Below are 20846 nucleotides of genomic sequence, written 5' to 3'. Positions count from 1 at the left end.
ACGTGCATTCAGACATATCCGGCGGTTTTGAAGTAGTTCTGGCATTCTGTGGGTGAATAGAGGGCACAGATGTCGCCGATGGCCTTCCTGAGACCGTCGATGGTGCGGATGGCGCGTGCCCGAAGGTGAGCCTTCAGCTCGGCGAAAAGCCATTCCGATCGGATTGAGATCGGGGCTATAGGGCGGCAGGAAGAGTATCCATGCGCCGCGCGCCTTGATGGCGGCTTCGGCCTTGGGGCTCTTGTGGGGCCAGATTGTCGAGGATTTCGACATCGCCCGCGGCTGCCTGTCGACGAAGCGACGATGGAGCAGGCTCCGAATGTCGCTCAGGAGAACTTCGTCGACCCAAGCCAGACCAGATCCATCGAGCAAAACGAAGTCGAAACTTATTGGCGCAACGCGCTGAACCAATGACGCCCTCTGCGGCGGCGGCCCGGCGGCCGCCGCGGACTCCTCCTCCGGCAACAACTCCCCTTGAATGAGTAGGTTAGTGACTTAGTTGCCGATGCGGATGCCTTTCATGGTGAAAAGGGGGACATGCCTTGATCGCATGGCTGAAGCTCGTCCATATCGGCGCGATCGCCGTCTGGATGGCGGGGCTCGTCAGCCTGCCGGGTCTTTACGTTCAGCGCGCTCACGTAAAGGACGCCGACCAGCTCTTCCGGTTGCAGCGGATGGTGCGCTTCGCCTATCTGGCGCTTGTTTCCCCGGCGGCCTTCCTAGCCATAGGCACCGGCATCGCTCTCATTTTCGCCCGCGGCGTCTTTGAGGGCTGGCTCTCGGCCAAGCTTGCCCTTGTGGGCGGCCTCGCGCTCCTGCATACGCTGACAGGTCTGGTCATCATCAGGCTTTTCCGGGAGGGGGAAGTTTATCCCGTCTGGCGCTTCGTGGCGGTGACGGCGCTGACGGTGGCGTTCATCCTGGGTATTCTCTACCTCGTATTGGCGAAGCCCCCGCTGGATGCAGCCCTTCTGATGCCGGCCGCCATGTCGGAACCTGGAGCACTTCGGCGCGTCTTCGAAGATCTTAATCCTTGGATGAGACCATGAGGCCGATGCCGTGATGAAAGATCAGCTTGCCCCCATGCCATCCGGCCAAGCCCGTCAGCCCGGTCGCAAGAACGGAGAGGAGCAGACCGTGGGGGAGTACCGCCGCGGGCTCGGCGAGCCTGACACCCCAGTTCAGGCCCGCCACGGAGAGCAGCATCATGGCGGCGACGCCATGCGCCCAGCTCGCCACGCGGCCTCGGATTCCTTCCACAAGCAGAAGTTCCGCAGTGCCTGCAAGCCCAGCCGCGACGCCACTGACGAAGGCGAAGCCGGAGGACCAGATGCCCACCCGCACCCAAAAGGGATCGGCCGTCCACCAGTAGAGCATATCGGCGCCCAGCGTGCCTATGACGAAGGCTATGGGGAAATGAACGCTCATGGCATGGATGGGGTGCCCCGCCACGGCCACGGCCGATGTGACATCTTTTTCCTCGACCGCCTCATCTACCGGGTTGGGCTGGTTTTCCTCGCTCATGGCGGCGCTCCCTTTCTCGAAAAAAGCGCCGAACCGAGCCGCTGGTTCCGCTGCATGCCGATCTTCGCCCTGGCGGCGCTGACCGCAGGCTGCTCGGGCGACTTTTCCGCGCTCGATCCCGCAGGCCCCGCCGCAGGATCGGTCGCGCAATTGTGGTGGGTGATGTTCGCCGGCAGCGTGCTCCTCTTCACGCTCGTCATGGGTCTCTTCGTGCTCACGATGCTGCGGCCGGGCTTCGGCTCCGTCGTCTCCGCAAGAACCTGGATCGTTTCCGGCGGGCTCCTCATGCCCGTGCCCATCCTGACGCTGCTGGTCTACTACTCGCTGTTTCAAGGCGAACGGCTTCTTCCCCAAAAAGACGGCACGGTGCAGCCGCTGCGCATCGAGGCCAAGGCGCGGCAGTGGGAATGGGAGTTCCACTATCTCAATGAAAGTTCCGCGCCTTCCACCGTCAACGTTCTCCACATTCCCGCCGGCCAACCGGTCGATGTCATCGCCGTCAGCGAGGATGTGATCCATAGCTTCTGGGTGCCGCGGCTCGGCGGCAAGGTGGACGCTACGCCAGGCCATGCGGCGCAGGTACGGCTCCTGGCTGATCGCGCGGGCCGCTTCGGCGGTCTCTGCGCCGAATATTGCGGGCGCGGACATGCGGGCATGCGCTTTTGGGTCGAGGCGCATGAGCCGGAGGATTTCGCGGCATTGGCGGAAAAGGGCTTTGCCGAATGATGGAGCCCGAGACGCCCGATCCGATTCGGCTGCACAAGGCGCTTTCGGCCGTCTGGGACACCGGGCCGGGCCTCGCGCGGCTTGCGGCAGTGAATCATACCATGCTCGGCCGCCGCTTCATGCTGACCGCTGCGATCTTCTTCGCGATCGGTGGGCTTCTGGCCATGCTGATCCGAGCCCAACTCGCCTCGTCGGACAGCCCGTTCATAGGAGAAGACCTCTACGCCCAGGTCTTCACCATGCACGGCACAATCATGATGTTCCTGTTCGCCATCCCGATGCTCGAAGGATTGGCGATCTACCTCCTGCCCAAGCTGCTCGGTGCGCGCGATCTCGCCTTCCCGCGCCTCACCGCCTACGGCTACTGGTGCTATCTGTTCGGTGGGACCATGCTCGTGGCCGCTCTTGCCTTCGGCTTGGCGCCGGATTCCGGCTGGTTCATGTACACGCCTCTCTCCTCGCGCGCCTATTCGCCGGGTATCAATGCCGATGTGTGGCTCCTGGGCGTGACTTTCGTCGAGATTTCCGCGCTTTCGGCCGCAGTCGAGATCGTGGCCAGCATCCTGAAGCTCAGGGCGCCCGGCATGTCTCTCGACCGTATGCCGATCTTCGCCTGGTACATGCTGGTGGTGGGCGGCATGATGCTGTTCGGCTTCCCGCCGCTCATCCTCGGTTCCATTCTGCTGGAGGTCGAGCGCGCCTTCGATTTCCCGTTCTTCGATCCGACGCGCGGCGGCGATCCGCTGCTGTGGCAGCACCTGTTCTGGCTGTTCGGCCACCCGGAGGTCTACATCATCTTCCTCCCCGCCGCTGGCGCGGTCTCCACCTTCCTGCCTGTCTTCGCCGACCGCCCGCTCGCCGGTTATCGCGCGGTGGTGGTCGCGGTGATCGCGATGGGCTTCCTGTCCTTCGGCCTGTGGGTGCACCACATGTACACGGTGGGCATTCCGCATCTGGCGCTGGGATTCTTCTCGGCAGCGAGCGGCCTCGTCGCCATACCGACCGCGATCCAGATCTTTGCCTGGCTAGCGACCCTTGCCCACGGAAGGCCGCGCTTCTCGATCCCGATGCTCTATGTCTTCGGATTCCTGTTCATCTTCGTCCTGGGAGGCCTGACGGGTGTCATGGTGGCAATGGTGCCCTTCGACTGGCAGGCGCATGACACGCATTTCGTCGTAGCCCACCTTCACTACGTGCTGGTCGGCGGCTTCGTTTTCCCCATGCTCGCCGCCGCCTATTATTGGATGCCGCATCTCACCGGCCGTGTTCCTGTCCACCACCTGTCCAAGGCTGCGTTCTGGCTCATCTTTATCGGCTTCAACACGACCTTCCTGATCATGCATCTCACCGGGCTGAGAGGCATGCCCCGGCGCGTGCACACCTATCCGCAGGAGCCCGGCATCGAGCTCTTCAACCTCATCTCCTCGGTCGGTGGTTTCCTTATGACGATCGGCTTCGGCCTTGTCCTCCTCGACGTCGTCCTGCAGTTCCGCTTCGGGCGTCCGTTCCGCCGCGATCCTTGGCGGGCCGGCACGCTGGAATGGGCGATGCCAACGCCTCCACCCTCTTATGCCTTCGCCTCGATCCCGGAGATTGCGGTGCGCGCCGACAGGCTGGAGCCTGCGCGATTGGGCCCCGAGATCGCCGCCGGCCGTGGCTATCTGGGTTTCGTGCGCGAGGGCCGGATGGAGACACTGGGTGTGGAGCCGACGACCGGTCGCATCGAGCAGGTGATCGAGCTGCCGCGCCAGAGCTATGTTCCGCTTCTCACCGCGCTCGCCACCGGCGCCTTCTTCCTTGCGATGATGGCCAAAATCTACCTGCTCGCCATCGTGGCTCTGGTTCTTGTCGTCGCGCTCTTTCTTCTCTGGACGCGTGGCAGCGGCAGCAAGGTGGATGTCGGCGCGCTTCCGATCGGGCGCGGCGCTGCTGCTCCGCCGCATTTTGAAAGCGGAACCGCGCCGTCCACGCTTGCCATGCTCCTCACATTGGCGGCAGACGCTACCCTCTATGCCTCCCTGCTGTTCGGCGGCCTTTTCCTTTGGGTATCCGCCCCGGACTGGCCCACCAACCACACACCAGAGCCTGGACTTCTGCTCCCGGTGCTGGCCATCCTCACACTGGCTCTCGCCGTCTTCTCCTCAACCAAGGCGGTTCGCGCCGCGGGCGGGAAGAACATGCCCTGGCTGCTTGCGACCGCCGCATCGCATGCGTTCGCCGCCCTCCTGTTCGGATCGCTGGCCTTCGCTGCCGTGCCGGATCGCGCAGAGCATGCCGTTTCGGCAACCGTCTTTGCCGTCTACTGCTATGCGGGCCTCCACGCGCTACTCGGCGTGGTGTTTGCGCTTTATGGCGCGTTCAGGGCCCGGGGCGGCTATGTATCGGAACGCCGCAACCTCGATCTGCAGATCGGCGGCTACATGCATGCATATTCAGCGGCGGCCGGCATGATCGCCATCCTCTTCGGCTGGCTTCTCACATTGCTGGGCGGCCCGGGAGGGATGGAATGAAACGCTGGGTGGCGAAAGTGGTCCCCTTTGCGATGCTTCTTGCGGGCTTCGTCCTCTGGAGCTTCGCCTTCGTCGTGCTTTACGGTATCCAGGCGACAGGGTGCCGGCTCGGCTGGCAGTCGATTGAAGTGATGGGGCCGGTGACGCTTCAACGCACCGTTCTCGTGATCCTGTTTCTGGGCTTTCTGACGGCCCATTTCGTGCTTTTCCGCGGGCTGCAGAGCAGCCGCCGCGAAGCTCCCGAGGAGGTCGACAGTCCCGCCTTTACCCGACAGGCGGGCGCGCAGTTGGCGCTCGCCGCGCTCGGCGCGGCGGCCTTCTGCTTCGCAGGCGTCTTTTGGCTTTCGGCGTGCTGACGTACGCAGTCGAATCTTTTCCAGAGGTCGCACGAACGAGATGGTCAGGAGAACAACGATCCAGATTGCGAATGGCACTTTGGATCAAGACACTATCGCACCCATGGCGCGGGTGTTCTTCAGCGCCGATCCGCATCTTGACCTTCGCTTGTCTCGCGCAACGTTCCCTCGCACCGCTTCAGGTTGTACGCGGTGTCAACGAGCGCGAAATGCGAGAAGGCCTGCGGGAAATTGCCGACCAGATCCCTGCCCTCCCAGTCGTACTGCTCGGACAGGATACCGGCAGCGCCTCCTCAATGGCCTGTTCGAGTATTCGGCGATAACCGTGCTTCCTCATCAACTGGGCGCGAGGGAGATGGCTTTCCCAATATCGGCGGGCTCGCGCTGCTTCGTCAACGGGGTCGCGATGCAGAACGATCCGGGCCACTTCTACCCGATCCGCACCCTCGGCATCAGCGTCTAGCAGGCGCAGATAGGTCAGGAAGTGCGCTTCATCGTATAGCGTGATGTCCGGGCCGCTCGGGGCCTCGTCATCGACATCGGGATCAAGCTCGGGTCTCACGCGCATCAGAGGTCTTCCCTACCAATGTACTCCGCCACTAGGCAGCGTCTGCGCCCGCTAGATCGGAGATCTCACCCGCAATCAGGCGCCGGTCGAGCCAGGTTGCCCCGTCCGCCCCGATCTGGCCTTCCATATCGAACGCCGACAGAACGCGAATGTTGGCCTGCCGGTCGCGACCGGCGTCATAGGCAGCGGCGCGGCCATCGAAGTCCTCCGGGATGCGCCACTGGTCGGCATCGATCCGCTCGACGACGCCGGCTCGGCGCAGCGCCTCCAGCCGGCGAACATGTGCGTCGATGAAGCCCTCATAGACGCCATCCGGCACGCGACCATCGAACCGCGCCTGCTCCAAATGGCGGCTCGGCCGTTAGATGCCGTCCTCAAGCGAAGCGCCGCTCGGCGAAAGCCTGCTTTCCTCGGCAGCGAGAATGAAATATCGCAGGTGGCACATATCATTCGCCACGTCGGTCAGCCATTCAGCAGTCCGTCTCATCTTCCTCGGGACCGCTGTGCGAGCGTGATGGGGGGGCGCAGGAGGAGCGCCGCAATGATCGTGACACACATCCCTGCAGCGCCGAGCCACGACGCCACCGTGTATCCAGCATCGGAAGGGAATGCCGCACCGGCGGCGGTATAGGCGGCCAGAGTCAACCCGCCCAGCGCGCTGCCGATTGAAAAACCGACGGCGCGAACAACCTGATTGAAACTCATCGCGGGGTGCCGTGAGATCGACCAACGGGGCAGCGCATCTGCGTTCGTGGATCACCCACGCGCTGAACAGTAGGGCGCAGCGGCGAGCAGCGCGACGGCGAACCCTGGGTGATCGATCCATACGCTGGTCTGGCTGATCGCCAGGAGCAAGGCAAGCAGGCCGCCGCCCAGCAGCGCTGCACCCAATAGATCGACCTCTGAGGACCGTTCGGCGGGCGAACGCGGCACCGCCAGCCATGCCGCAATCGTCGAAGTCACCGGCCACGGCGGTAATCAGCGGCGCGCCGAGGCTGCCGACGACAGCGACGACGAGCGCGATGAAGACCAACGCCGGCTCAAGCCGACGTTCAGTCGTAGGTAGCTATGGAGGCATTGCCGCTCGCGGTCATCGGTTGGCCTCCACGGTAAGATGCTTGAAGAGATGACCGGAGTTGATGCGGGTCGTCGCCTGACGCGCCCAGTCCGCATCGATCTCCGCTGCAGAAAGCGCAGCATTGGTGTTCAGCAACATCCCGTAGGCCATAAACGTCTTGACTTGGACCGCGTCGAGGCCGGAGGTCTCGCTGACGACCTGCCAGAGATGACCGAAGCTCTGGCGCACCACCCCGCGCACCTCGTCATCGCCGCAGGCTGCGAACGCCTGTAGCTGGAGCAACAGCAAGGTTCGATCTTAACAGGCGTCCGATGTCGCGGAGATCGTTGCGCTGCGTCTCCTCTGAGAAACGCCGCATGTTCATGTCGTCGATCAGCCGCTGGCGCAGCGCGCTAGGAGCGCTCTAAGGTGCACTTCCGTCAGCTTGAAGCGTTTCGCACGGTGATGACAACAGGTTCCACCGTGCGTGCGGCCGAACTCATGCAAGTCACGCAGCCAGCGGTGAGCCGCAGCATCGCCGAACTGGAAGCGGCCGTGGGGTTTGCGTTGTTCGACAGGGTGCGCGGCCGCCTCGTGCCGACGCCGGAAGGCCAGCTCTTCTTTCGCGAGGTGGACTCCAGTTTCCAAGGGCTCGATCGCCTGCGCGCGGCCGCCGCGACGATCCGCGACTATGGCTCGGGAAGCATACGTGTGGCGAGCTTGGCCGCGCTCGGTGCGGAACTTGTGCCCAACGCAATCCACGCCTTCTTGACCCGCAACCCGAGGATCAAGGTCACCCTTCAGGTGCATCCTTCCTCCACTGTCCGCAACCTCGTGATGGATGGCCAGTTCGATGTTGGGCTGGCAGCGGATGAGGTGGATCTGTCCGGCCTCGACTCGCAGCTCTTCGGCAATTTTCCGGCCGTCTGTGCGATTCCCGCCGGCCATCCGCTGGCCTTGCTTGAAGTCATTCGGCCCGCCGATCTCCGCCAGCATCAACTTGTCGGCCTTGCCCCCGAGGACCGCGCCCGCAATCGCATCGATGAGGCGCTTCGCGCCGAGGATCTGGAACCCGACTACATCGTGGAGACGCCGAGTTCTTCCACCGTTTGCGCATTGGCTCTGGCCGGTGTCGGTATTGGGTTCGTGAGTCCGTTTACGGTTCATGGGTTCGTCGAGCGTGGGCTTGTGGTCCGACCCTTCGCGCCGCGCGTCAGCTTTCGCTATTATCTTCTGTTCAGGCCGGACGCCCAGAAAGCCCGGTTGGTAAAAGAGTTTGTGGCAGCGCTCTTCGAACAACGACACAAAGCGGCGCTCCAGCGATGATGGCAGGTTGGCTCTGGAGAGTAAGCGGCCATTCGGATCAGAGGCGCGAAACAGTTAGCGTGCAACGTCCCGGAACTCAGGTCGACCCGCGTTCTATCAGTTGAAGAGGGACATGGCGGATAGCTTGTTCAATCTTGCCTCCCTGTAACCGCTCCAGGAGCATCTGACCGGCAATTGTCCCCACTCCACGCGTATCGGCGGCTATGGTGGTCAACCCCGGCGTTATTTCTTCTGCCAGCGTAGAATCGCCGAAACCCGCGATGGCGATGTCGCCGGGAACCTGCAGTCCTCTTTCCCTCGCTTCCAGGAGTGCGCCAACGGCAAGGAGATCGCTGGCGCAGAAAACGGCTTCTATGTCGGTGTGTCCGCTAAGGAGATCCTGCATGGCTTCGCGTCCTTCCGGCACTCCGGAAACGGTGTCGCGCGAGATGCGTTGGCAGAGTTCGAGCCCCAGTTGCTCGCAATGTTCGGCGAAGCTGTTAAGACGCAGCATTCCGCGGCCGCCGCTTCGACCAATGAAGGCGACCTTGCGATGTCCCCTCTGCGCGAAATGCTCAGCCACCATGCGTGCGCCGTCGGCGTTCGAAAAACCGACCAGCATATCAATTGGATCACGCGCGAGTGCCCAGCTTTCCATGATGGGAACGCCCATATTTCGTAAGAAGGTACGGTTCGATTCAAGCTCCATCACGCCGGTGATGAAAACGGCTGCCGGTCGCATAGCCGTCAATGAGCGGATCAACGTTGTTTCGCGCTGATAGGAGTAAGAGGTACGTCCGAGTACGACCTGGAACCCCGCGGGCTCCAGAACATCCGCCAGGCCTTCTATGGCAAGACTGAACTGTTCGCTCAGGATGTTGGAAACGAAGGCGGCGACGATGTCGGACTTGCCGCTTTTCAACGCCTTGGCGTGCGGGTTGGAAAAATAGCCCGTTACCTCCACCGCCTTCATGATCCTTTCGCGCCGCACGGCGGAGACCATTTGCGGTCGGCGCAGGGCGCGCGATACGGTGATCGGCGAAACTTGTGCGAGTTTGGCCACCTCTTCGATGCGCACGGGGCCGCGCTCGGCAGGGCTCTCGCTCTCTGGGGAAGCGACTCGCAGAACTTTGTCGAATGTCGGCTCGCTCATCGCCCCCGCCATACCGACCCGGAGCAGGCCCGCATCAGCTTTCGATTTCAGCGGCTGCCTGTATAAGGCAATCGCCGGCCTGGCAATCTGCGTGCAGGCGACGCGATATGACAATGCCGCCGCGGCGGAACATCAGGGCGTCCGCCTGGCACTCCAGGCGTTCCAGATCGTGATAATAGCCGGCGACGTCGCCAGCGGCGACAGTCTGGCCGAGGGTGACAACCGGCTCGAACCAGCCGCGGCGCGTGGCGTAGATTGCCTGATCGTGGCTCTGAAGGGCGAGGATTGTGGTCGACACCGGCGCCTTCGACTCACTGATGAGCGGTGCCTGCGTAATGCCGAGGCGCACCAGCAGGTTGTCGATCGCGCGTTTGGTATTCTCCATCGTCACGGGCGTGACCGTCGCCCCGCCACCGAATTCGCCGCTGATGCCGATTGCACCGGCGCGTGCCGCAGCGCCCATGGATGTTGGGGAATCGTAGCCGTTTTCAGCGATAAAGGCGTAGTCCTGGCCCAGGTGCTCCAGAAGATCGCGCGCCTTGTCCATCATTTCAGGCGTCGGCTGCCGTTCGATCAGAGCCGTCGTCAGGTGTTCCATCGAGGTGCCGCCGGAATGGATGTCGAAGACCACATCGTGCTGCGGGAAGAGCGCGTGCTCAAGATAGTGTGCCAGCCGCTCGGTCGGCGTGCCCGCCGGATCGCCGGGAAAAGCGCGGTTCAGATTGCCGTTGTCGAGTGGAGAACGGCGGCGCGCGCCCATCACTGCATGGATGTTGCTCATCGGCAAAATGGTGACGGCGCCGCGGATGAGGTTGGTCTCGAGCGCGCGTAGAATATGGCCGAGTGCGAAGACGCCTTCATATTCGTCGCCGTGATTGCCCGCCATAAGCAGCAGACGCGGCCCGGCGCCGTTCCTGAATCGGAAGACCGGAATTTTGACCTGGAAATAGGGCGAACGGTCGATGGAATAGGGAATGCTGAGAAAAGTCGCCGAACGTCCGTCGGCTTCGAAATCGAGATCAGTGAGAATGCCGGTATGCACGTGGATCTATTCCCGGTGTTGCCGGGCGGGACCGCGAATGGCCCCGGCCCGCTTTTTTAAACCTCAAAGGGCCGCGATTGCAGTCATCTCGACGCGCAGGTCGGGATCCGCCAAACGTGCTTCCACGCAGGCGCGGGCTGGCGGATTGGCTGGATCGATCCACTCATCGTAGATGCTGTTCATTGCATCGAAGTCGGTGATATGCGGCAGGAATACGTTGACCGCCACAATCTTCGACTTATCCGAGCCAGCCTGCTCGACGAGAGCGAGAACCTTGTCGAGGACCTCCTGCGTCTGCTGCTCGATGGAGGCCCTGCGATCGTTGGCAACCTGACCGGCGACATGGACGAGGCCGTTGGCCACGACTGCCTGGCTCATGCGCGAGCCGCTTTCATAACGCTTGATGGACATTTTCCGCCTGCTCTCTCTTCACTCAGATGCGGGGCAGGTTTTCCTGCTTCACGTTGAACCACTTTTCCTGAAGCTCCGGCAACTTGCCGTTCAAGCGGTTGGCGAAGAGGAAGGTGTCGAGCCAGCGCAAAAAGTCCGGCTCGCCCTGGCGGACGGCGATATGGGCCGGCGACTGCCGGATGAGGAACTTCAGTTCCATTTCCGCATCCGGATTGTCCTGGGCCGCTTCGGCGACGATCGCACTGTTCTCGGCGAATGAGGTTGCCTGGCCTGCCATATAAGCGGAAAGAACGGACGGTACGTCTTCGAAACGGATGAGATTGGCGTCAGGCGCATTTTCGGTCAGCCAGAGGTCGAGCGTCGTGCCTTTTGCGACTGCGATGCTTTGACCGGCGAGTTGATCCGGCGTTTCCGCCTTCTCCATGTCGGCCGGGCCATAGACACCGAGTTCGACCGCAGCATAGGGCTGGGAGAAGGCGACCTGTTGCGCGCGCTCCGGCGTGGCACCCAGCGCAGCGATCAAGACGTCCACCTTGTCGGCAAGCAGGCTCGGAATGCGGTTGGGCCCGGTTACCTGCACAAGTTCCAGATCGACGCCAAGATCGCTCGCCAGAAGCTGTGCAACCTCTATATCGAGGCCGGCAGGTTCGCCGTTCTCATCATTGAAGCCCCAAGGAGCCACGTCGAGCAGTACACCGACGCGGATTTGGCCGGCAGACAGAATGTCCTGAAGCTGATCAGCTTTCGCGGGGATGGTTGCGGCAATCGCGACGCCGGCGGCAATCACAAGCGCTTTCAATTTGAGCATGGCCTTCTTCCTCTAGTGGCGGTGTGATCCAATGAAGCTCTTGAGCTCCGGTGTTTTGGGGTTTGCGAACAGTTCTGCGGGTGGTCCTTCTTCCCAGACCTTGCCCTGGTGCATGAAGACGAGCTTGGTCGCCACGTCGCGGGCAAAGCCCATTTCGTGGGTGACCAGGATCATCGTCATGCCTCTCCTGGCCATATCCTCCATGACCTTGAGAACCTCGCCGACGAGCTCGGGATCGAGTGCCGACGTGACCTCGTCGAAGAGCATGAGATCCGGCGACATCGCCAGGCATCGCGCGATCGCCACGCGCTGCTGCTGGCCGCCGGAAAGCTGTTCGGGATAAGCGTCGATCTTCTCCGCCAACCCCACTTGCGCCAGCACTTGCTCGGCAAGTGCGCGTGCACCTGCCCGGTCGACCTTCTTCGTGCGGATCGGTGCCAGCGTGATGTTGCGTTCCACCGTCAGATGCGGAAAAAGATTAAAGGCTTGGAAGACGATGCCGACCTTTTGGCGAAGCTCGCGAAGCCCCCTCATTTTGGGCGAGACATGCTGGCCCTCCACGATTATCTCGCCGCCCTGCGTGGCTTCGAGCCCGTTGATGCATCTCAGCAGTGTGCTTTTGCCCGAGCCACTTCGCCCGATGATGGTGACGATCTCGCCCTCCTTCACCTCAAGCGAAACATCCTTCAGCACCTCCAGATTACCGAAAGATTTGCGGACGTACTTGATTTCAACCAGTGCCATTGAGACGTGCCTCGAGTGAACGGGACCAGGTGGTGAGCGGGAAGCAGATCGCGAAATAGATCGCCGCGACGATGGAGTAGATGAGAAGCTGCTGGAACGTTGCAGCCGCGGCGATCTGGCCGGCGCGGGTCAGCTCGACAAAGCCGACGACGGCCGCGAGCGAGGTTCCCTTGATGAGCTGGACGAGGAAACCGACGGTTGCCGGAAGCGAAATCTTCAGTGCCTGTGGCGCGATGACAAAACGGAACTGTTCGTAACGGCTGAGGCCAAGCGAGGCGGCTGCTTCCCACTGGGTGTATTTGACGGCCTCGATACCGCCGCGCCAGATTTCACCCAGGAAGACACCGGAATAGATCGAGAAGGCGACCGTCACCGCCGTCAGCGACGGCACTTCCACGCCGAGGAACACCGGCATGCCGAAATAGAAAAACATCAGCAGCGCCAGCAGCGGAACACCCTGCACGATCTGCAGGATGAGCGAGGCGAAAAGGCGGAGCGGCAGAAGCGGGCTCGTTCTAAGGAGCGCGAGCACAAGACCGAGAAGGCCACCGAAGAAGAAGGAGAGTAAGACCAGCACAAGGGTCCATTGCAAGCCGTGGGCGAAAGCGATGAAGTCGACGGTCGAGAGGCTGCGCATCTTGAATCTCCGAGAGAAGCCTAGCGGCGCACGGGCCAGCGGAACGCCAGCGCTCCGATGGCGGCGAATAGGATTCGGCTGGCGATGACGACCGCGACGTAGATAGCGGCGATCAGCGCATACACCTCGAATGAGCGGAAGGTGCGCGATTCCACGAAGGTCCCCGTGTGGAAGAGCTCGGTCGCCGCGATCTGCGAGGCGACGGAAGTGCCGAGAAGAAGCAGAATGAGTTGGCTGGTGAGCGAGGGATAGATATTACGGAGCGCCGGCGCGAGAATGACGAAACGGAACACCTCGAAACGTGTCAAACCAAGGCACTCGCCTGCTTCGATCTGACTTTTCGGAATGGAATTCAGGCCTGAGCGGATGATCTCGATCGCGTAGGCGCCGAAATAAATGCTGAGCGCGACGCAGGCGGCAGGGAAAGGCGACAGCCTTACGCCAACGCTCGGAAAGATAAAGAAGATAACGAAGAGCTGGATCAGCGGCGGCGTGTTCCGGATGATTTCGATATAGCTTTTCAGCAGGATGCGGATGGGTTTCGGCCCATTGATGAGGAGAACTGCGCCGAAGATGCCGATGATCAGCCCGAACAACGCAGAGATACCGGTCATCTGCAGGGTGGTAAGCAAGCCTTCCATGAACTCGTCCTGATAGCGCAGGACCTGCTGGAAATTGAGATTCTGCATAGGGCTCAGCCGAAGAAGGTTTGATGGACCGACGTGACGCGATCGTTATCGTCGATCACGAAGAACGCACGCCAGCGGTCGAAGCAGGTGCAAGGATGGGAGATGCCGAACTCGACGAGATCACCCACGCAAAGCGCCGGGCCTTCCCCGATGCGCAGAAAGCCATGCTGATCGTTGAGCTTTTCGATCGAAGCCGCGCCTTCGAGATCCCGCACCTTCTTCCCGTCCCGCCATACCGCAAGCGCGACGGGAAAGCCCTGGTCGAAGGAAACGTCGCGCATGCCGAGACCGCAGATTGCGAGGCCCGGCTCCGGTCGCGAAAGCACCTCCGCCCAGAGCCGCATCGCCGGCTCGAAGATATCGGACGCGACCGCGGCCTTGCCGTCCCGAACGAATCCGCCGCGGGCATCCATCCGCTTCATGGCGCGGGCATAGACCCCGTGGTCGTAGAAGAAGATAGCACCGCTTCGAAGCATGAGATCGGCATTGCCGTCTGCATCGGCAACCGGCTTCAATCCGCTAACGACGAGATCGAAAAATTGCGAGCCGCCGGAGGAGAGGATGAGCCGTTCGTTCGGCACGATCTTTCGGACTTGGGCGAAGACATCGGCTGAAAGGGCGTTCAGCATAGAAATCCCTTCTTGGGTCGCGACGTCATCGTCGCTTGCGACCGCGCCTTCATAGGCAGCGACGCCGGCGAGCCGAAGGTGCCGCGCGTTGCCTGCAACGTCGATAAGGCGTTGGGCATCCTCCGTCGTACGGCAACCGCCGCGGGCGAGGCCCATCTCTATCATCACGGGTTGTGGCCGCCCGGCAATCTCGCCGGCCCGCATTGCGGCGGCAAGCGCGGTTTCGGAATCGACGAAAAGGACGACCTCCGCCTCAGGATGCCGGACAAGCAGGCGACCGAGACGCTCGCCATTGGTTGCGCCGCCAATCTGGTTGGCGAGGAGAAGGCGGGTGGTGCCGCAACCAAGAAGGACGCTCGCCTGCTGAAGATTGGCGACGGACAGACCCCAAGCGCCGTTCGTTACCAAGTCGTGCGCGATTTCCGGCGACATCGGCGTCTTCGCATGCGGGGCAAAGAGCACCCCGTGCTCCCGCGCATAGGCGAAGATCGCGTCGCGGTTGGCCCGATAGGCGCTTTCGCGGATAGTAAGCACGGGAGAGGCGAGATCGCCGGCCGTCACGGACCAGGAGTGCTTGTCGATATCCGCGCCGGCAAAGGGTCGGGTCCCGGCCGGAATACCACGAAGCGTGTCGTCGACGACGAAATCGCCGGCCGTCGGAGCCGCCCGAAGCCCCCTCGTGCCGCTATACCGCCTCTCGCCGATCACGGCTGCCGATGTACGCCTCGCCATTACGAATTATCCACCCCTGCTCGACGCGCCGTGCCCTTGCTTTATGCGATTGGCATTCTGGACACGGCGCGATGACAACGTTATCATTTGTTATGTGAATGGCAACCCCCAAGTTCAGGCGACCGCGATTTGACCGACATCACCGAGACAAAACCCCGCAAGAGCACAGCTTTTGCGACCGTCGACTTCGACCGCGAAGGCCGCCAGGCCGGCCATATTCACATTCCGCATTCGCCCCATACCGATGCCTGGGGGGCGACCCGCATCCCTATTGCGGTCGTGAAGAACGGGAAAGGTCCGACCGTGCTTCTGACCGGGGGCAATCATGGCGACGAACACGAAGGTCCCATTGTCCTCGGCGAGCTCTTCCGGGAATTGCAGCCGGAGGACATTACAGGACGCGTCATCATCATTCCGGCACTCAACTTGCCCGCTGTGCGCGCGGCGCACCGGACGTCGCCCGTAGACGGACTAAACCTCAACCGCACCTATCCGGGTGATCCCGCCGGTACGATCTCGCAGCAGATATCCGCTTTCGTCTGCGACCATCTCTATCCGATCGCCGACGCGTTCATTGATCTCCATTCGGGCGGCTCGTCGCTCGACATCCTGCCGAGCGCAATCGTCGAGCCCGCAGCGGATTTCGCTCTCCTGAAGCGCAACATCGAAGCCGTGCTGGCCTTCGACGCGCCGCTGACCGTAGTCATCAGCAATCTCGGTGAGCAGCGAACCTCCACGGCAGCATCCGTCAGTGCCGGCTTGACGACGGTGGGAACCGAAATGGCTGGTGCCGGCGCAGTTTCGCTGGAAGCGCTTTCGATCGCCCGACGGGGTGTGCGCAACGTTCTCAGTCATCTCGGAGTCCTGCCCAGCGAACCGACGAGAAAAAGCAGCGCCGAGCGCGAAGTGCTCGAGATACCGGGCAAGGACGGTTATGTCTTCGCGCCGGAGGCTGGCGTTTTCGAGCCTTTCCACGCCAATGGAACGCGGGTGAAAAAGGGCGATCCGGCCGGCCGCATTCACTTCGTCGAGAACCCGGAGCGCGCGCCGCTTCAACTCGCCTATGCCCAGGATGGCATCCTCTATGGCCGCCGTCATCCAGGCCGGGTCGAACCCGGCAATTGCTGCCTCGTCGTCGCGGCACCCTACCAGGGGGACCTCTTATGATCGATCTCAACGATGTCCGTGCCGCTGCCAAGCGAATAGAGGGATATGTCCGACGCACGCCGCTCGTACCTGCGACGCAGTTCCGCGATCCGGTCTGCAAGGGGATGCTCCACCTGAAGCTCGAATGCCTGCAGCCATCGGGCTCGTTCAAGGCTCGCGGCGCTGCCAGCAAACTGTTCGCTTCCGATCCGAATGCAGTAGCGCGCGGTCTTGTCGCCGCGTCGGGCGGAAATCACGGCCTTGCAGTCGCCCGCAGCGCCAACTTAAAGAACGTTCCAGCGCACATCTTCCTGCCGGAAAACGTCCAGCCGGAGAAAGTCGAGAAGATGCGCCGCTGGGGTGCGGAAACGGTGATTGCCGGTGCCGATTATGACGAAGCGAATGCCGGCGCTCTCGCCCACGCAAAGAAATCCGGAGCGCTTTACTTCCACTCCTTCGCCGACCCGTTGATCGTGGCCGGCCAGGGTACGGTGGGCTTGGAGATTTTCGAGGATCTGCCGAACGTCGATACGGTCGTCATCGCTGTGGGCGGCGGCGGCTTCATCACTGGCGCCGCAGTTGCGCTGAAAGCGCTGAAGCCATCGATTCGCATTGTCGGAGTGGAGCCGACTGGGTCGCCGACACTCCATAATTCGCTTCGGTCTGGCGATGTCGTAACGCTCGATGAAGTAACGACGCGTGTTCCCACGATGGCGTGCCGGCGGACCGATGACGCCCTGTTCGCGTTGACGCGGCAGGTCGTTGACGAGGTGGTGTTGGTCGAGGATCAGGCGATGGCCGATGCCGCGAGCCAGCTCTGGTTCGAATTCGGTATCGCCGCAGACCTGAGCGGCGCGGCCACCATCGCTGCTCTCGCGACCGGCGCCATTCAAACAAAGGACAACGAGGTCATCTGTGCACCAGTATGTGGCGCAGGCCTGCCTCTATGACGGCAAGTGCAAGTCTCCGGATTCCGGTAATTCGGCCAAGGAGGCGCACCCACCAATAGATCCCGTTCAGGACGTGGCGATTGTCTGCAAGCGGCTCGTCGACCGTTAAAAGTCGGTCAGTTCGATGCGGCGCTGCATCAAGGGTGCTGCCCAACGTGCCGGGGGTCCTCCCTGCCAGGATATGGCCTGATGAGCGCATATATCCCGCAGAAGGCGATGAGCCCGATCACGTCCGTCCAGATGAAGCCTGGCAGCAGGCTGGCCGGCAGAAGCGCCAGCACGCCGGCGATGCCGATGGTCACCCGCTCGCCCATATTGAGGCTGCGCCTGAAAAAGCCGACGATCGCGGCTGTCACCATGTAGATGCCGAGGATGGCGGTGGCGAGCGTCCAGATCACCTGTGTCCAGGTGCCGTCGAAGGTGAGCGCCGGAGTGGAGATGAATAGGAACGGCACGATATAGGCCGGCCATGCGATCTTCATCGCCTCCATGCTCGTCGTCCAGGCCGAAGCACCTGCGATGTTGGCAGCCGCGAAAGAGGCGAGCGCTACCGGCGGCGTGATCATCGACAGGAGCCCGAAATAGAAGACGAAGAGATGCGCGGCGATGACCGGCACGCCGACTTCGACCAGCGCGGGAGCGACCAGCGTGGCGAGCAGGATATAGACACCGACGGTCGGCATGCCCATGCCGAGAACGACGCTGATCAGCGCTGTGATGACAGCCAGAACCGCCACGTTGCTGCCGCTCGCAGCGACGATGTTCATCGTCAGGTTGAAGGCAAGGCCGGAAATGTTGAGGACGCCGATGATGATGCCCGCCGCCGCGCAGACGATGATGAGATCGAGAGCGGAGCGCCCCGTATCGGCAATCAGAGGCAGCAGGTCGCGCAACTTCATGCGGTCACCCTTATAGCCGATGACGAAGCTGGCGAAGAGCAGGACCACGGTGGCAATGACGGCGGCGCGTTCGGGGCGCATGTTGAGCGCGAAGAGCGCGTAGAAGAGCACGGCGAATGGGATGACGAAGTGCCATCCGGCTTTCAGCGCGCCCCAGCCGCTCGGAATCTCCTCGCGCGGCACGGCGAGCAGATTGCGCTTTCCCGCCCTCAGATCGACATTAATGAAGATCGCAACGTAATAGAGGATCGCCGCCGGCAGCGCCGCCAGCATGATGTTGACGTAGTCGACCTGGATCATGTCGGCCATGATGAACGCGGCCGCGCCCATTACCGGCGGCACGAGCTGTCCGCCGGTCGACGCAGTCGCCTCCACCGCACCCGCATAGGCTGGCTGGAAGCCGGCGCGCTTCATCATCGGAATCGTCACGACGCCAGTGCCGACCACGTTACCGACTGCGTTGCCCGAGATCGACCCGAACAGCGACGACGCCGTGACGGCGACCTTCGCCGGGCCGCCGCGAAAGCGACCCATCAGCGCCAGCGCGCCATCATTGAAGAAGCTCGCCGCCCCGCAGGCCGACAGGAGCTTGCCGAAAAGCAGGTAGGGAACGACGATGACGATAGCGACCTTCAGTGCGGTGCCGAGCATGCCATTGGCATCGGTGGCGAGGTAGATCAGCAGTTCCGAAGGCAGAGTCTCGCGGCTGCGAAAAGCGCCCGGCATCAAATGTCCGAAAAGACCGTAGCCGATGAAGACGAGAACGACCACGAGGATGCCGTAGCCGACCGAAGGCACGATGTTCAGAAGCAGAGCGCCCAGGAATGCTCCGGACAGAAACACCAGCCACATGGGCAGATAAGGCGCCTCCATCGTGATCGTGATGTAGTCGAACGACAGATAGGCGCCGGCGCCGAACGTCACGGCCGCGGCGATCAGCGCGAGGACGCATAGCATCTGTCCTGTGGCCCGTCTGGCGATGGCCAGGAAGCCGGTGGTCAGCGCCAGCGTCAGCCCCGCAGCGAGAAGCTGCGCGTCGTAGATCGACAGGCCGACATAGCGATGGATGTCGCCCGCATAGGCGATCGAGAGCAGAACGATCAGCGTGCCAGCCAGACCTTCCAGCCACACGATCGGCTTACGCGCCGGAACCGGCGCGCGATCTTCTTCGGGCGTCGTGTCCATTGCCTCAGTCCGTCAGGCCAATTTCTTCGTAGTAGGCGGAAGCGGCAGGATGATATTCGATGCCGTTCATCTCCGGCGCCATTGCCTCCGGAGAGAACTCGGCAAACGTGTTGAGGATGTTGCGCACCTTGTCCGGATTGTCGTGAACGAGCTCAAGGATTTGGCGCACCGTCTCATCGGGTACGTGAGCACCGACCGTCAGGACGTAGTCGTAACCCATCATCGGCGTGTCTTCCTCGACGCCCGGCGCGGAGCCGGCCGGGACGACCTTGATGTAGGAGGTCGGTACGAATTCCTGCATCGCCGCTTCGGCCTCGGGCGTGTCTTCCACCGCCAGCCAGCGGATTCCGACCGCGGCGTCGGCCTCGCGGGTCTTGCCGCCCTGAAGCGCGAAGAAGGCGACATCGGCATTGCCGGAAATGAAGTCATCGACGCCGTTCGGCACGGAGGGGACATTGTCGACGCCCATATCGTCGATCGACAGGCCCCCAGCGGCGAGGATGCCGTCCACCTGATAGCGCAGCGTCGGCTGAGCCGTATAACCATAGGTGATGGTCAGGCCTTCCACATCGGAGACCTTGGTATGACCGGAATCGGCGCGGACCATGAAGCCGTAGGCCGACGAACTCAAAGAGGCGGCGGCGCGCAGGTTCCGCAGCGGCCGTCCCTCGAACGGCTCCTCGCCGCGAACGGCAGCAGCCATGTCAGGGCTCGGAACGAGCTGGAGATCGAGGCGGCCGGCATCGATGAGTGGCATGGATTGGCCCGAACCGCCGTAGGCCTGCACGCGAACGTCGAAGCCGAGTTCGTTGGACAGGAACTGCGCGAAGCCCGCATTGACCGCATAATTCTGCGATCCCTGCGTTCCGGCGCCGATCCCCAGCGACTGGGCACTGGCCGTACCCGTGAAAACAAGAGCGGCAGCAAGGGCGAAACCGCCCGCGAAAGACTTGTGCATGTTTTTCTCCTCCTTGATTTTCGAATCCGGCCGGCGCCTGCCTGCCCGGCAATATGGCCTTAGAGGCCGTTGAAGCCGGCCCGCCCCACCCAATAATCCCAAGCGCGCGCCAGCGGCATTTCGCTGAGCAGCATGCGGCTTGCCATATCGATTTCACCGTCGGTCAGATAGGTGACCTCGCCAAGCTGGCGCGTCTCGCGAATGAGCGCGGCATTGTCCTTGAGGGCGATCGAGATCATGATGACGGAACGGATGTCAGCTGCAGCGCAAATGCAGCCGTGACCGCGCAAGAGCGCTACCCTGTTGTCGCCGAGGGCACGCGAAAGTGAGTGACCCATCTCCATGCTGTCGACCAGCATGTTGGTGTCGCCGAACTCGTCCTGGCTGTCCCAGATATTGATGTCCTTGCCGATGACGGAGGCCATGTGGAACATCGGCCTGAGCGGTACGTCCACCATGGTGAAGGGCAGGACCGAACGGGCGTGATGATGCGTCACCGCGTTGACGTCGGGCCGGTCCTTGTAAATCGCGCCGTGGATGTGGCGTTCGGCGTAGGGCCGGCGGTGATCCTCTCCGATGAGGTCCCCGTCCAGCGTGAATTCCATGATATCGCCGCGTGTGACCACGGCGGGGCTGCGCGAGCGTGACAGGAAATAGGTGTCGGGATTGAGCGGGTTGCGCACACTGATATGGCCGAAATCGTCAATGACGTCCTCGCGCGCGAGAATACGATTGGCCATGACCAGTTCGGTCAGTGTGGCCTCGCGAATGACGTCGTCGTTATGGCGTGAAGCCTTGTCCAGCATACGAATGCTCC

General features: G+C 62.3%; 22 protein-coding genes and 3 pseudogenes. 7 read left to right on the top strand and 18 right to left on the bottom strand.

Annotated elements, in window-relative coordinates; all coding sequences use genetic code 11:
* Positions 1-8 precede the first annotated feature (8 nt).
* Positions 9-222, bottom strand: a pseudogene (locus tag PVE73_RS08235) (transposase); the annotation flags it as partial.
* A 320-nt stretch (positions 223-542) separates the two neighbouring features.
* On the opposite strand from PVE73_RS08235, the gene PVE73_RS08230 reads away from it, so the two are divergent.
* Complete coding sequence (locus PVE73_RS08230; RefSeq protein WP_277366471.1) at positions 543-1049, top strand: CopD family protein; 507 nt, start codon at positions 543-545, stop codon at positions 1047-1049.
* On the opposite strand, the gene PVE73_RS08225 is transcribed toward PVE73_RS08230, so the two are convergent.
* Positions 1027-1524 (bottom strand): DUF2231 domain-containing protein, encoded by a 498-nt coding sequence (locus PVE73_RS08225; protein ID WP_277366470.1) that lies wholly within the window; start codon positions 1522-1524, stop codon positions 1027-1029. The two genes, PVE73_RS08230 and PVE73_RS08225, sit on opposite strands and share 23 nt — an antisense overlap.
* A 54-nt stretch (positions 1525-1578) precedes the next feature.
* Between PVE73_RS08225 and coxB the strand changes: the two genes are divergently transcribed.
* From coxB to PVE73_RS08210, 3 genes are read left to right on the top strand one after another with little or no spacing between them, the layout of a single operon-like run.
* Positions 1579-2250 (top strand): cytochrome c oxidase subunit II, encoded by a 672-nt coding sequence (coxB, locus tag PVE73_RS08220; RefSeq protein ID WP_277366469.1) that lies wholly within the window; start codon positions 1579-1581, stop codon positions 2248-2250.
* Entirely contained in the window at positions 2247-4760 is a 2514-nt protein-coding gene (ctaD, locus tag PVE73_RS08215) for a cytochrome c oxidase subunit I (protein WP_277366468.1), read from the top strand. Before coxB ends, ctaD begins: the two co-directional genes overlap by 4 nt.
* Positions 4757-5116, top strand: coding sequence for a hypothetical protein (locus PVE73_RS08210; RefSeq protein ID WP_277366467.1), 360 nt, complete (start codon positions 4757-4759; stop codon positions 5114-5116). The genes ctaD and PVE73_RS08210 overlap by 4 nt, the downstream gene beginning before the upstream one ends.
* A gap of 286 nt (positions 5117-5402) precedes the next feature.
* Here PVE73_RS08210 and PVE73_RS08205 read toward each other — a convergent pair.
* The 5 genes and pseudogenes from PVE73_RS08205 to PVE73_RS08185 form a co-directional block, all read right to left on the bottom strand.
* Positions 5403-5684: pseudogene (locus PVE73_RS08205) on the bottom strand (DUF2285 domain-containing protein); the annotation flags it as partial.
* A 49-nt stretch (positions 5685-5733) separates the two neighbouring features.
* A pseudogene (locus PVE73_RS08200) lies at positions 5734-6060 on the bottom strand (DUF3363 domain-containing protein); the annotation flags it as partial.
* Positions 6061-6167: 107 nt separating this feature from the next.
* The gene (locus PVE73_RS08195; RefSeq protein ID WP_277366466.1) at positions 6168-6389 is read right to left on the bottom strand and encodes a hypothetical protein; all 222 of its coding nucleotides are present in this window, start codon (positions 6387-6389) and stop codon (positions 6168-6170) included.
* Between the two features lie 51 nt (positions 6390-6440).
* The gene (locus tag PVE73_RS08190; RefSeq protein WP_277366465.1) at positions 6441-6647 is read right to left on the bottom strand and encodes a hypothetical protein; all 207 of its coding nucleotides are present in this window, start codon (positions 6645-6647) and stop codon (positions 6441-6443) included.
* Between the two features lie 127 nt (positions 6648-6774).
* Complete coding sequence (locus PVE73_RS08185) at positions 6775-7050, bottom strand: hypothetical protein (protein WP_277366464.1); 276 nt, start codon at positions 7048-7050, stop codon at positions 6775-6777.
* Positions 7051-7170: 120 nt separating this feature from the next.
* On the opposite strand from PVE73_RS08185, the gene PVE73_RS08180 reads away from it, so the two are divergent.
* Positions 7171-8067, top strand: a complete 897-nt coding sequence (locus tag PVE73_RS08180) for a LysR substrate-binding domain-containing protein (protein ID WP_277366463.1) — start codon at positions 7171-7173, stop codon at positions 8065-8067.
* Between the two features lie 76 nt (positions 8068-8143).
* Here the strand turns inward: PVE73_RS08180 and PVE73_RS08175 are convergent, their stop codons facing one another.
* The 8 genes from PVE73_RS08175 to PVE73_RS08140 all read right to left on the bottom strand — a co-directional run bounded on the left by PVE73_RS08175 (position 8144) and on the right by PVE73_RS08140 (position 14891).
* Positions 8144-9199, bottom strand: coding sequence for a LacI family DNA-binding transcriptional regulator (locus PVE73_RS08175; RefSeq protein WP_277366462.1), 1056 nt, complete (start codon positions 9197-9199; stop codon positions 8144-8146).
* Between the two features lie 34 nt (positions 9200-9233).
* Entirely contained in the window at positions 9234-10241 is a 1008-nt protein-coding gene (locus PVE73_RS08170) for a succinylglutamate desuccinylase/aspartoacylase family protein (protein WP_277366461.1), read from the bottom strand.
* Positions 10242-10304: 63 nt separating this feature from the next.
* The gene (locus PVE73_RS08165; RefSeq protein WP_277366460.1) at positions 10305-10652 is read right to left on the bottom strand and encodes a RidA family protein; all 348 of its coding nucleotides are present in this window, start codon (positions 10650-10652) and stop codon (positions 10305-10307) included.
* A 22-nt stretch (positions 10653-10674) separates the two neighbouring features.
* Entirely contained in the window at positions 10675-11460 is a 786-nt protein-coding gene (locus PVE73_RS08160; RefSeq protein WP_277366459.1) for a transporter substrate-binding domain-containing protein, read from the bottom strand.
* 12 nt (positions 11461-11472) lie between these two features.
* The gene (locus PVE73_RS08155) at positions 11473-12204 is read right to left on the bottom strand and encodes an amino acid ABC transporter ATP-binding protein (RefSeq protein ID WP_277366458.1); all 732 of its coding nucleotides are present in this window, start codon (positions 12202-12204) and stop codon (positions 11473-11475) included.
* Positions 12191-12841, bottom strand: coding sequence for an amino acid ABC transporter permease (locus tag PVE73_RS08150; protein ID WP_277366457.1), 651 nt, complete (start codon positions 12839-12841; stop codon positions 12191-12193). The genes PVE73_RS08155 and PVE73_RS08150 overlap by 14 nt, the downstream gene beginning before the upstream one ends.
* 20 nt (positions 12842-12861) lie before the next feature.
* On the bottom strand, positions 12862-13530 hold the full coding sequence (locus PVE73_RS08145) for an amino acid ABC transporter permease (RefSeq protein WP_277366456.1): 669 nt from the start codon (positions 13528-13530) through the stop codon (positions 12862-12864).
* Positions 13531-13535: 5 nt separating this feature from the next.
* Positions 13536-14891 (bottom strand): alanine racemase, encoded by a 1356-nt coding sequence (locus tag PVE73_RS08140; protein WP_277366455.1) that lies wholly within the window; start codon positions 14889-14891, stop codon positions 13536-13538.
* A 129-nt stretch (positions 14892-15020) separates the two neighbouring features.
* Between PVE73_RS08140 and PVE73_RS08135 the strand changes: the two genes are divergently transcribed.
* Positions 15021-16058 carry a succinylglutamate desuccinylase/aspartoacylase family protein gene (locus PVE73_RS08135; protein ID WP_277366454.1) on the top strand — a complete coding sequence of 346 codons (1038 nt, stop codon included), beginning with the start codon at positions 15021-15023 and terminating at the stop codon, positions 16056-16058.
* A complete protein-coding gene (locus PVE73_RS08130) occupies positions 16055-16987 on the top strand; it encodes a threonine/serine dehydratase (protein WP_277366453.1) in 933 nt (310 codons plus the stop codon). Before PVE73_RS08135 ends, PVE73_RS08130 begins: the two co-directional genes overlap by 4 nt.
* A gap of 137 nt (positions 16988-17124) precedes the next feature.
* Here PVE73_RS08130 and PVE73_RS08125 read toward each other — a convergent pair whose 3' ends face one another.
* Genes PVE73_RS08125 through PVE73_RS08115 form a run of 3 tightly spaced genes read right to left on the bottom strand, consistent with a single transcriptional unit; the run spans position 17125 to position 20835 of the window.
* On the bottom strand, positions 17125-19071 hold the full coding sequence (locus tag PVE73_RS08125) for a TRAP transporter fused permease subunit (RefSeq protein ID WP_277366452.1): 1947 nt from the start codon (positions 19069-19071) through the stop codon (positions 17125-17127).
* Between the two features lie 4 nt (positions 19072-19075).
* Complete coding sequence (locus PVE73_RS08120; RefSeq protein WP_277366451.1) at positions 19076-20029, bottom strand: TAXI family TRAP transporter solute-binding subunit; 954 nt, start codon at positions 20027-20029, stop codon at positions 19076-19078.
* Between the two features lie 59 nt (positions 20030-20088).
* A complete protein-coding gene (locus PVE73_RS08115) occupies positions 20089-20835 on the bottom strand; it encodes a class II aldolase/adducin family protein (RefSeq protein ID WP_277366450.1) in 747 nt (248 codons plus the stop codon).
* Positions 20836-20846 lie beyond the last annotated feature (11 nt).

The organism is Chelativorans sp. AA-79 (genome assembly GCF_029457495.1).
Taxonomy (GTDB): Bacteria; Pseudomonadota; Alphaproteobacteria; order Rhizobiales; family Rhizobiaceae; genus Chelativorans.
The sequence above is the reverse complement of the archived record's forward strand: the minus strand, read 5'-3'. Positions and strand labels throughout refer to the sequence as shown.